Genomic DNA, 11,416 nt, shown 5'->3' on the forward strand with positions numbered 1-11,416 from the left:
GACATGGGGCGAGTACGGGCAGTACTGGTGGTTCTGGCGGTCGGAGCGGCCGGCATCTCGGTCGCGCCGGGTGGCACGTCGCGGGCCGGCGCGACCGAACCCGTGCCCCAGCCCCGACCCGAGTGCGGCGAGGACACCTACACGTGTCCGACCGACCATGCCGAGAACGAGGTCACGGTGTCAGGTCAGGTCATCGACGGTGCCCCTGTGAACGTGGTGATGGACCCGGTCGTGCCCGCCTGCAACCGCAATGTCGGTCCGGTGGCGGGCGGATGGGAGAACGCCCCGTGCTACTCGTCGATCTCGTTCGGCGGGTCGCCCTCGCTGTGCCTGACGATCGACACGTTCGACGACGACAGGATTCGCACCGGGTCGTGCAGCGCCCTGCTCTACGAGGACGGCACGACCGCCCGGTTCGAACTCGCGAGCGAGGATGCACGAAACCACGATTCGGAGACGCCGAGAGCGAGCTGTGGGTACAACTCCGCGTTCGGTGTCTATGTCGAGGGCGGCCCCTCGAACCGCGACTACGGGCCGTGGGCGGCCAAGGCCGCGACCATGCTCGATTGTCGCTACACGCTCACGTCCGGTCGACCGAACGGGCTCTACGGCCCGACCTGGGCGTACTTCCCGGCTTCCGTGTCCGTGCGGGACAACGGCGCGAGCTCGACCTACTCGGGCTACGCCGCCGCCGACGGTGGATGGGCCTATGTCATCGGCGATCTCCGAGACGGCGGTCTCGAAGCCGATCTGGAAGCGATCGAGAACGCCGTCCTCGGGGGCGCCGCCGAGTACACCCTGGACGCGTCCGGGTCGACAGAGCCGACCGACGACCCGATCGTCAGCTACGACTTCGAGGTCACGGCTCCGGACGGCAGCACCGACACGCGTTCCTCGGGTTCGGACACCTGGGACGTCCAACTCCTCCAGGACCCGGAGGGCGGATCGACGTACACCGCGTCCGTGACCGTCACGAGCGAATCCGGGGCGACCGACACGGAGACGGTCGAGATCGAGCTCCCCGCAGGGATCAACATCGAGGAGTTCGCTGCGGTCGTGCATCCCGAGCCCGACGGCGAGGATCCCGGAGGCGAGCACCCCGAACCGGAGGTCTCGACCAAGGTCGACATCAATCTGCTCGGTGTCGACCACGACATCTTCATGGAAGAGGGTGACTACACGATCGAGCTCGAATGGCTCGAACCCGTGCCCGGCGAGGGGCCGGGGATCTCGCTCGGGGCGCCGACGGAGATGTTCCGCACCGCGGAGGGCCCGTACGGCGACGAAGATCCCTTCGACGTCTTCTACATGTGGGAGCCGCCGACCGAAGCCGGCACCTACCGGGTCCGCGTCAACCTCGACCTGACCACCTCGGACGGCACGCATGCCCGGGCATCGCGCACGACGTCGCCGTTCGACGTGATCGGTGGCGAGATCGACGCCCAGCTGTCCGAGGAAGTGTCCGACAGCGACGAGCCTGCGTTCGGCATCGTCGACCAGCTGTTCGAGTTCGACCTGACGCTCCAGAACATCGGGTGGGACGACGCGACGATCGTGTCGGTCGAGTTGACGCGCGAGGTGGAAGGCGTCGACATCGACTTCGAGCCACCGGACGACGAGACGATCGTGCCGGAGGGGGAGACCGTCGTCCCGGTGACCGTGTCGTCCTCACAGCCGGGTGAGGCGGAGATCCCGTTCACGGTCACCTATCAGGACACGGCCGTCGGCGAGGACAGTGAGCGGAAGATCGAGCTCTCCGCCCACCTCAACTTCCTCGGCGACTTCGAATGGCGGGTGCCGGATCGCATCGTGCGTCCGACCGGTGGTGGGTCGCCGGACATCCCCGATTCGGCCGGCGATGTCGACGACGTGCAACACGACAGCTATCCCGTCGACATCACGATCGTCGCCGAGGATTGCCTGACCGACTACGACTGGACGGCGAACGGCGAGGAGATCGACGACCCGGAGCCGACGCCCGACCGGGAGGACCCCTGCCAGTTCCGCTTCGAGTTCGAGGACGAGGGCGAGTACGAGTTGATCGGTTCGGACGGAGCGGCCGAGGTGCTCAAGGGCACCGTGACGGTGGAGGACATCCTCTGGGTGGTCGTCGGCGACTCGGTCGCCTCGGGCGAAGGAAACCCCGACGGCGGGTCCGGCGGCGGGTGGATGGACGCGAAGTGCCACCGGTCGGCGAACTCCGGCGCCGTACAGGCGGCCTTCGACTACGAGGAGGAGTACGAGCTCTCGTCGGTCACCCTCGTCCATGTGGCGTGTTCCGGCGCGACGACGTTCAGTGGCGTCATCGGGCCCCAGCTGCACAACCCGTTCTACGGCGCCGACGCGTCGGCCCATCAACTGGCCGTCGTGGACTCGCTCGTCGGCGACCGGGAGATCGATGCCCTGGTGATGCACGTCGGCGGCAACGACATGTTGTTCGGGCCGGCCGCGAAGTTCTGCTTCGCCAATGGAGCGCCGGGCAATCCGTGCAACAAGATCGGGTTCGCCTCGGAGCTGAGCATCCAGTCGGGCAACGTGACCCAGGTACGGGGCATTCCGGTGCCCGAGGTGCTGGATCCCTTCGTCGGGTCGGTCTGTCGCGACGCGTCCGCCGGTGAGCGCGAGATCAATGCCGCCGGCGACGGAGATATCGAGGCGTCGACGGCGTCGGAGTGGCACATCATCATCAACGACGAGAACATCGACTGGACGGGACGTACCCCAGTCGACATCGATGAACCCGGCGCGCTGCCGACCGACTGGGAGCAGTCCGACATCGAGAGCATCGCGCCGAGGCTGTGTCCGGGGGACTGGGCCGAACGCGTGCTCTCCGGTGGGCACAGCGGAGCGTCCTCGCTCAACTTCGTTCTCGAGGATGAGCTGGAGGAGAACCACTTCTCCGGTTATCTCCCCACCCGGGCGCCGAACCCGCTCAGGGAACCGGAGCCGCTCACCGAGATCGTGAAGGCCACGGGACCCGACCTCGACGACGCGATCGACCGCCGGGTGGAGGCCTTCGAGCAGAATCTCGCCGCGCTCGACAGCCGCGTCGACCTGATGAACGTCGATCCCGCCAACGTCTTCATCGTCGAGTACTACAACCTCACCCGGGGCAGCGACGGGGAGACCTGCGACGCGATCCTGGGTGTCCCGCTCACCGGCCTCGGGATCGACGAGGCCGAGGCAATGTGGGCGGAGGCGAAGATCCTCGACCCGCTGAATCGCGAGATCGCGGCGACCCGGTCGCGCTTCGGATGGACGGTCGTCGGTGGAGTGGCCTCCGCCTTCACCACCCACGGTGCCTGTGCAGACGAGTCGTGGGTCATCGGCCTGGACGACGACACCGGTGCCGGCAACGCGGGACTCCTCCACCCGAACGCGGCGGGCCACGAGGCCATCAAGGACCTGGTGATGGCAGCCGTCGACGGCGTGGTCGAAGATCCGTCGGATGCGCGGGGATCGGACCCGACGGCCTCCGATCGTCTCGCCCAGGCGGCCGCGGAGGGAAGCAACGTGCTCCGGTTGGCCGGCGACGGCGATCTCGCTCCGGCGGCAGCCTCGGCGTCGTTGACCTTGACCGCGGCCGGCGATGAAGCCGAACTCGCAGTCGGCGACTGGCTGCTGGTCGGCGCGGGCAACGAGCGGACCGCCGACTACGCGTTCCCCCTGCCGGCGCCGCAACTCGTCGAAGTGACGGCCATCAACGGTCGGAGGATCACGTTCGAGCCCGCGCTCGACCAACGTCACGGAGCGAGCACGCTGGTGGTCCGGGTGCCGGACGTGAGTCGTCAGCATCTCGAGGATCCGTACGATCCGACGCAGGTGGCGGGGCCGACGAGCGAGCTGTTCTCGTGTGACCCGGATGCGACGGCGCCGTTCGTCGACCTCCCGGGCACGAAGTGGGGCGATCCGGCGATCATCTGTCTCTACGACATCGACGTCACGACCGGCACCTCGCCGACGATGTTCTCACCGGACGACGTGGTCACCCGGATGCAGATGGCCGCCTTCATGGCCCGCCTCTACGAGGTCATGGTGGGCGAGCCGTGTCCGGTCGCAGACACGCCGTTCACGGATCTCCTCGGTAGCCCCTGGGGTGACCCGGCGATCGGCTGCATCTACGGACTCGACGTCACGACGGGCACGTCGCCCACGACCTACTCGCCGAACGATGTCGTCACCCGCATGCAGGTCGCTGCGTTCCTGGACCGCCTGTGGCAGGCGATCCGGGGGGAGAAGGCCCCCAAGGTCCCGACGCCGTTCATCGACCTCCCGGGCAACTACGCCGACAGCTCGATCGCCCGCATCTTCGGTCTCGATCTCACGACCGGCACGTCGCCGACCATGTACTCGCCCTACGACGACGTCACCCGGGTCCAGATGGCGGCCCTGCTGGCCCGCTTCTACGAAGCCGATCCTCCGTAGGACCACGCACCCGGTCGCGAAGCGCGAGATGGTGGAGTCCGCATGAACGACCTCGCAGACATCGGCCTCGACGGCCTCGCCCTGTCGGGCATCCTGATCGCGGTCGCCTTGGTGCTGTCCTTCGTCCGTCGACTCGGGCTCGAGAGGGATCTGCTGATCGCGGCCGTCCGGGCGCTCGTCCAGCTGTTGATCGTCGGCTTCGCGCTCCGGATCGTGGTGGACGGCGACGACCCGCTGATCTTCACCTGGATCTGGGTGGCGGTGATGGTCGTCGTCGCCTCGTGGACGGTGCGACGCCGCGCCCCCGAGGTGCCGAACGTGATTCCACTCGCGTTGGCGTCGTTCGCGGCGGCGGCCGCCGTGACACTCGGCGTGCTGTTCGGGCTTCGCGTGTTCGAGCCGACCGGTCGGGCGATCGTGCCGATGGCGGGGGTGATGGTGGGCAACTCGATGACGGCGACGGTGGTCGTCTCCCGCCGTCTGGTGGCCGAGGCCCGCGATCACCGTGGCTTGATCGAAGCCCGCCTCGCCCTCGGCCTCTCGTCTCAGGACGCGTTCGCGCCACACCTCCGCGAGGCGCTGCGGACCGGCCTGGTTCCTCAGATCGAGACGACCAAGACGGTCGGCCTCATCGCCCTCCCCGGTGCGATGACCGGGCTGATCCTGGCGGGGGTCGAGCCGGTCGAGGCCGTGCGGGTGCAGGTGGCGGTGATGTATCTCGTGCTCGGGTCGGTCTCGACCACGGCCTCGGTGATGGCGCTGGGCCTCACCCGGAGAATGTTCACGAAGGACCACCGGCTCGCGGTGGCGGCTGTGGCACAGTCTCGCCCGTGATCGAAGCGATATTCGTCCCCGAAGGCGACGACCTCATCCCGCAACCGACGGCGTCCGGGCCGTGGTTCCCCGGCGTCCAGCACGGCGGCGCCATCACCGGCCTCATCGCCCGGGCTGTCGAGCAGGTGCCGAGTGCGACGCCGATGATGCTGACCCGGATGTCGGTGGACATGAGTCGGAAGGTGCCGATGGGGCGCACGCGGGTGACGGCGGAGGTGTTGCGCGACGGTCGCCGCGTCCAGTCGCTCGGCGTCCGCTACGAGGTCGACGGCGAGATTGTCGCCCGCTCGACCGCGATGCGGATCCGGATCGACGACTCGGTCGTCGCCGACGAGCAGGTGCCGGACCCGTGGCCGGAGGACGTGCCCCCGGAGGGTCCTGACGGGCTCGACGACCTCGACATCTCGGTGCAGGGAGCCGACTTCATCCACAACTTCACGATGCGGCGTCGCGAGGACGAAGCTCGGCCGGGCCGGACGATCAGCTGGGTCAGGCTGAACGTGCCGTTCGTGCTCGGTGAGGAGACCCGGCCGATGACCTTCGCGGCGGCGGCCGCCGACATGATCCCCAGCGCCGGGTCGATCATGGACTTCGACCGGTACCTCTCGGTCAACCCCGACCTGTCGATGCAGTTCCACCGGATACCCGAGGGTGCCTGGATCGCGAGCGAGGCGCTGGTGCGGGTCAATCGCGCCGGTTTCGGTTCGACCGACGCCCAGCTCTTCGACTCGACCGGCTCGATCGGTCGGTCGATGAAGAGCCTCCTGATCGACCCCCGCTGACCCGCGATCTCGTCAGCCGAGGAACTCGGCGGCGTCGTGGTCCTCGATCGCGGCCATGCAGCGGTTGAACAGGTCGACGACGAGTTGGCGGGCCCGCTCGTCGTCGACCACGAGCGCGCCTCCCGACTGGAGCGGGTAGCAGAGGCAGAACATGACGACCCGGCGGTAGTCCTCCATGAAGGCGTCGCGGTCGTCGGTGCCGCCGGCTGCCTCGAAGCCCTCGAACCAGGCGTCGATGATCGCGTCCTCGTGGGCGCGGCGGTCCTCGACGGTGAGGCTCTGGGAGACGAAGTAGCCGAGGTCGTAGGCGGGCGTGCCCTTGGCGCAGATCTGCCAGTCGATCGCGGTCACGTCGTCGCCGGCGAAGAACAGGTTGTCGAGCCGGTAGTCGCCGTGCATGAGCGTGATCGGACGGCCATCGGCGGGTGTCATCAGCGTGTGGATCGAGTCGAGGTAGCGGGGGACGAGATCGCGGATGCGGTCGTCGATCAGCTCGGGGAACCGCTGCTGGAAGGCTTCCCAGGATCCGCCGACGCCCTGGATCACGCCCTCGGGGAACGGCGTCTCGTGGCCGAACGGCAACCAGGCGAGGGCCGGCTCCTCGAAGGCCGGACTCTCGAGGAACGTCGCAGCGTGGCGCCCGAGGGCGCGAGCGGCGGTGAGGGCGACGTCCGGCGGGCAGCCTTCGGTCTGGGAGTAGACGACGCCGCGGTCGGCGATGTCCTCGAGCAGGAGCGCGAAGTCGTCGGAGTCCGCGTCGTGCTGTGCGGCGTAGACGGCGGGCGTGCCGAGCGACGAGCCCGCCGCGAGGTCGCGGTAGAACCCGACCTCCTTCTCGTAGAAGCGGAAGGTCTTCGCGACGTGGCGGGTCTCGGCGTGGGGAACGGGAAACTTGGCGATCGCGGTCGCCGGGCCCGGTGCGCCGTCGTAGTCGAGGGACAGCCGGTGGAGCAGACCCATCAGGCCGACGCCCACGCCGATCGGCTCGCTGTGGACCGCCCGGACGCGGGCGTCGGCCCCGAGGTCGCCCGAGGCGTGGAGCGCGTCCGTGACCCAGTCGATCGTGACGTCTTCGATAGCCGCCGGGAACGTCGCCATGCGCGGAGATTAGTCTCCTCGGATGTCTGACTGCCCGTGGCTCGGCGATGCGTGCTCCCTGATCGATGCGTTCCGGGCGGGTGAGCGGTCCCCACTCGAGGAGTTGGACGCCGTCATCGGGGCGATCGAAGGCAGCGATCTGAACGCGTTCGCCCACCTCGATCTCGAGGCCGCTCGGACGCTCGCCGCGGCGGCCGACGTGTCGTTGCCGTTCGGCGGGCTGCCCTTCGGGATCAAGGAGCTGGAGCAGGTTGCCGGCTGGCCCTACACGGAAGCGTCGCTGCTCTTCGAGGACCGCGTCGGTGCCTACGACACGACGCACGTGCAGCGCATCAAAGCCAGTGGCGCGGTGCCGGTCGGCGCGACGACGGCGAGCGAGTTCGGCGGGCTCAACGTGAGCGTCACGAAGATCAACGGGGTGACGGGCAATCCCTGGGACACGTCGCGCACGGCCGGCGGCTCGTCGAGCGGCAGCGCGGCGGCGGTCGCCGGCGGGCTCCTCCCACTGGCGAGTGGGGGCGACGGGGGCGGGTCCATCCGCATCCCCGCCGGCTACACCGGCCTGCTCGGCATGAAGGGGACGTACGGACGGATCCCCCGAGGCCCGCACACCGCGCTGAATCCCCACACGGTGGTGCTCGGCTGTCTGGCACGATCGGTGCGCGACGCGGCGCGGTACTACGACGTGTGTGCCGGTCCGGATCCGCGTGACCCGACGAGCCTGCCCGCGGTCGGCGGCTGGGAGGCCGCACTCGGCACCCACGATCTGCGCGGGCGTACCGTGATCATCGATCCGACCTTGGGTGGCGTGGCGATCGACGACGCGGCCCGGGCAGTCGTCGAGGCCGCGGCGGACGAGCTGGTCGCCGAGCTCGGGCTGCGTCGCCTCGATGTGCCGGTGGCGATTCCCCGCATGGGGGGCGAGTGGATGATGGGCAACATCGCGAGCCTCTACGGCGAGATCGAGGACCGGTGGCCGGCCGGAGCCGGCGACATGACGGACGAGATGCGGGTCGCCGTGCAGCTGTCGGAGAATCTGTTCAACTTGCGGGTCGCGGCGGCGGGGGAGATGCTGCGGCGCAGCGCCAACGAGGCGATGGCGGACCTGCTCGAGCAGGCCGACTTCGTCATCACGTCGACCAACCCCGGTCCGGCCTTCGACGCGACCGCCGGGATGAGCAGCGACGCCAAGACGTTCATCGACTACGCCCGGGGCAGCACGGTCGCGCAGCGCATTTTCTCCGGCGTGCTGAAGGCCGCCCGCGCGGTCAGCGGCGTCGCGCCCAAGACGCCGCAGCGACTGCTCGCGGCCGGCACGAAGGGATCGCCCGAGCTGCTCGACATGGGTGCCCTCACGATGCCGGCGAACCTCTGTGGCAATCCGGCCGTCTCGATCCCGGTCGGCGATGTCGGCGGCCTGCCGATCGGTATGCAGGTGATCGGTCGTCACCACGACGATGCGCTGCTGTTCGATGTCGCCGGGCATGTCGAGCGCGAACGGCCGTGGCCGCTCGTGGCACCGGGGGCGCCGATCTAGTGAAGCGGCCATCGGCGCGGGAGCTGGCCCTCGGGTCGGCCGCAGCCGTGGCGCTGTTCGTCGTCGCGGTCCTCGCCATCGTGTGGTGGGAGGAGGACGGCTCCTGGGACGCCCGGCCGGCATCGGGCTACGAGCTGGACGACGAGGGGACGAGGCTCGTCGTGCGGGCCGGCTGCCATCCCGAGATGCGAGCTGAGGTGGTCGCGGCGAACGACGACCGGGTCGAGGTCCTGCTGGAAACGCGCGGGGACGACGTCGGCGGCGATTGCAGCGGTGGGGCTGCGGTCGCGCTGTCATCTCCGCTGGGGACACGGCGGGTGGTCGACGCGGTGAGCGGTGACACCTTGGACCGGATCGGGTAGCGGATCCGGCTAGGGGTGGACGCCGTCCGACGAACTATCCTAAGGTTAGGATAGTTTGAGATCCGAGCAGATCGCCGAGGGGGACCGTCTGCATGCTGGAGGATTCTGTGAACCGGGGACGACGCCTGGAAGCGGTCGTGCCCGCCTACGTCCTCGAACACGATTCACCCGCGGCGCTGTTCACCCGCCTCCAGCGTGTGGTGATCTTCCTCGAGTTCCTGCAGCGCGAGGCCGTCCGCGACTACGACATCACGTTCGCCGACTTCGTTCTCCTCGCAACGCTGCGCAAGGAACCCGAACCCCACGAACTCCTGGTCGGGCGCATCGCCGAATACGTCCTGCGGCCCACGGGCTCCATCACCCACGCCGTGAACCGGGTCGAGCAACGCGGCCTGGTCCGACGGAGGCAGGGCGAGAACGACGGACGCGAAGTCGTCGTGTCGTTGACCCCGACCGGACGGCAGTTCGCCGACGAGGCGCTGGCGTCCTACGACGCCATCCGCGAGCGCATGTTCGGCCGCCTGAGCGGAGACGAACTCGACATGATCGATCGCTCGGTGATGCTGCTGCTCACCGCGCTCGAAGCCGACTACCGGGAGAACGTCGGCGCATGACGTGCTCCCGGTCGACCGCAAGCAACACAACCCAACCAACAGAAGACAACCGAAGGGGAACAACATGAGGCAACGGAGCTGGCTCCGATGGCTGGCCGTGCTCTGCATCGTGGTCGTAGTGGGCGCAGCCTGCTCCGACGACGACAGCGAGAGCTCGGACGGCACCAACGTGGGAGACGACGGGGGAGGTGACGACAGCAGCGGTGACGACGGAACCTCGGACGGCACCAGCGACGACGGCACGAGCGACGACGGCACCGGCGACGACGGCGGCGAGCCCGTCTCGGGGTCGTGTGACGCCACCGTCCCCGACACGCAGATCAACTACGGCACGTTCGCGCCGAGCAGCGTTCTCGATCCGACCCGCGCCAGTGGCGCCCTGGTCGGTGGTACCGAACTCGCTGCGGTCTACGACGTGCTGTTCATCTTCGACCACGAGACCGGCGACTATGTGCCGCACCTCGCCGAGTCGCTCGAGCCGAACGACGACTACACCGAGTGGACGTTGACGCTGCGCGACGACATCACCTACAGCGACGGCACGCCGCTCGACGCGCAGATGGTGTCCGACCACATGGATCGGTTCTTCGACGAGGGCGTTCGCAACACCTCGGCCGGCTTCCTCACACCGATCGTCGAGAAGACGGTCGTCGACGCCACGACGCTCGTCATGACGCTGGATGCCCCGTGGGTGGAGTTCCCGTTCGTCTTCGCCGACGAGCCCGGCATGGTGGTCAACCTGAACGCGATCGGCGACGACATCGACGCCTTCGGTGCCATGCCCTCTGATGCCGCGGGCGTGGGCCCGTACGTGGTGGAGCGCAACGCGCCGGGTGAAGAACTCGTGTTCGTCGCCCGCGACGACTACTGGGGTGGCCCGGTCTGCGTCGAGCGACTCCGCTTCGTGTTCAACCCGGGCACGACCTACGAGTCGTTCCAGGCCGGCGACCTCAACGTGGCCTTCCTGCGCAGCCCGGCGGAGATCTCGCTCGCCCGCGCCAACGGTGAAGAGGAGTTCTTCGCCAAGCAGGACGGCGGCTCCGTGCTGATCATCAACCAGCGTGAGGACCGACCTGGCAACGATCCGCGGGTGCGCGAGGCGATCATCCTCGCGATCGACACCGCAGTCGTGAGCGATCGGGCCTACGCCGGTGACCTCACCGAGGGCAAGTCGCTCATCATCGAGGGATCGCGCTTCTATTCGGACGCGATCGTCGAAGCCGAGACCGACGCGGCGCGAGCCAGCGAACTGCTCGCCGAGGCGATGGCCGACGGCTACGACGGCACCCTCGAGGTGTTGTGCTCGACCACGCCGCCGGCGCCGGACACCGCGCTCGCGGTCGAAGCGCTCCTCGAGGGAGCAGGCTTCGACGTGACCGTGGAGACGATCGGTCAGGGTGACCAGATCGGTGCCGTCGTGCAGGGCAACTACGACACCGCTTGCTGGGGCTTCAACGCCGGTCCGGCCACCGCGACGACGACGTTCGGGCGCAACCTGCGTTCGGACAGCGCGTCGAACCGGATGGGCTACGCCAGCGCCGAGATGGACGCCGCCCTGGACGCGATCCTGGGCGCCGAGAGCGGTCAGGCCCAGCTGGACGCGTTCGCGGAGATGAACCGCATCTTCGTGGAGGACCACGTTGCGGCCGGACTCGGCTCGATCGACGAGGGCATCGTCTTCGCGCCGGAGGTGGACGGCATCGTCCCCACCGTCGCAACGATCTTCCTCTTCCACGACGCCGTCATCGCCGGCTAGTCCCCGCT

Annotated in this window: 8 protein-coding genes; 7 read left to right on the forward strand and 1 reads right to left on the reverse strand. The window is 68.7% G+C overall.

All coding sequences use genetic code 11. The features are described from left to right. Nucleotides 1-27 precede the first annotated feature (27 nt). Genes R8F63_04375 through R8F63_04385 form a run of 3 tightly spaced genes read left to right on the forward strand, consistent with a single transcriptional unit; the run spans nucleotide 28 to nucleotide 6,041 of the window. Complete coding sequence (locus tag R8F63_04375; protein MDW3217827.1) at nucleotides 28-4,425, forward strand: S-layer homology domain-containing protein; 4,398 nt, start codon at nucleotides 28-30, stop codon at nucleotides 4,423-4,425. Between the two features lie 42 nt (nucleotides 4,426-4,467). Further along, complete coding sequence (gene fetB / locus R8F63_04380; GenBank protein MDW3217828.1) at nucleotides 4,468-5,259, forward strand: iron export ABC transporter permease subunit FetB; 792 nt, start codon at nucleotides 4,468-4,470, stop codon at nucleotides 5,257-5,259. Further along, nucleotides 5,256-6,041, forward strand: coding sequence for a thioesterase family protein (locus tag R8F63_04385; GenBank protein MDW3217829.1), 786 nt, complete (start codon nucleotides 5,256-5,258; stop codon nucleotides 6,039-6,041). Before fetB ends, R8F63_04385 begins: the two co-directional genes overlap by 4 nt. A 12-nt stretch (nucleotides 6,042-6,053) precedes the next feature. On the opposite strand, the gene R8F63_04390 is transcribed toward R8F63_04385, so the two are convergent. Next, nucleotides 6,054-7,139 (reverse strand): phosphotransferase, encoded by a 1,086-nt coding sequence (locus tag R8F63_04390; GenBank protein ID MDW3217830.1) that lies wholly within the window; start codon nucleotides 7,137-7,139, stop codon nucleotides 6,054-6,056. A 22-nt stretch (nucleotides 7,140-7,161) separates the two neighbouring features. On the opposite strand from R8F63_04390, the gene R8F63_04395 reads away from it, so the two are divergent. The 4 genes from R8F63_04395 (at nucleotide 7,162) to R8F63_04410 (ending at nucleotide 11,408) form a co-directional block, all read left to right on the forward strand. Next, nucleotides 7,162-8,676: an amidase gene (locus R8F63_04395; protein MDW3217831.1), complete on the forward strand. Its 1,515-nt coding sequence runs from the start codon at nucleotides 7,162-7,164 to the stop codon at nucleotides 8,674-8,676. Beyond that, on the forward strand, nucleotides 8,676-9,038 hold the full coding sequence (locus R8F63_04400; protein ID MDW3217832.1) for a hypothetical protein: 363 nt from the start codon (nucleotides 8,676-8,678) through the stop codon (nucleotides 9,036-9,038). Before R8F63_04395 ends, R8F63_04400 begins: the two co-directional genes overlap by 1 nt. Before the next feature lie 107 nt (nucleotides 9,039-9,145). Next, complete coding sequence (locus tag R8F63_04405; GenBank protein MDW3217833.1) at nucleotides 9,146-9,652, forward strand: MarR family transcriptional regulator; 507 nt, start codon at nucleotides 9,146-9,148, stop codon at nucleotides 9,650-9,652. A gap of 64 nt (nucleotides 9,653-9,716) precedes the next feature. Then, on the forward strand, nucleotides 9,717-11,408 hold the full coding sequence (locus tag R8F63_04410) for an ABC transporter substrate-binding protein (protein MDW3217834.1): 1,692 nt from the start codon (nucleotides 9,717-9,719) through the stop codon (nucleotides 11,406-11,408). Nucleotides 11,409-11,416: the final 8 nt, after the last annotated feature.

The sequence above is a fragment of the Acidimicrobiales bacterium genome (assembly GCA_033344915.1).
GTDB lineage: Bacteria > Actinomycetota > Acidimicrobiia > Acidimicrobiales > Aldehydirespiratoraceae > JAJRXC01.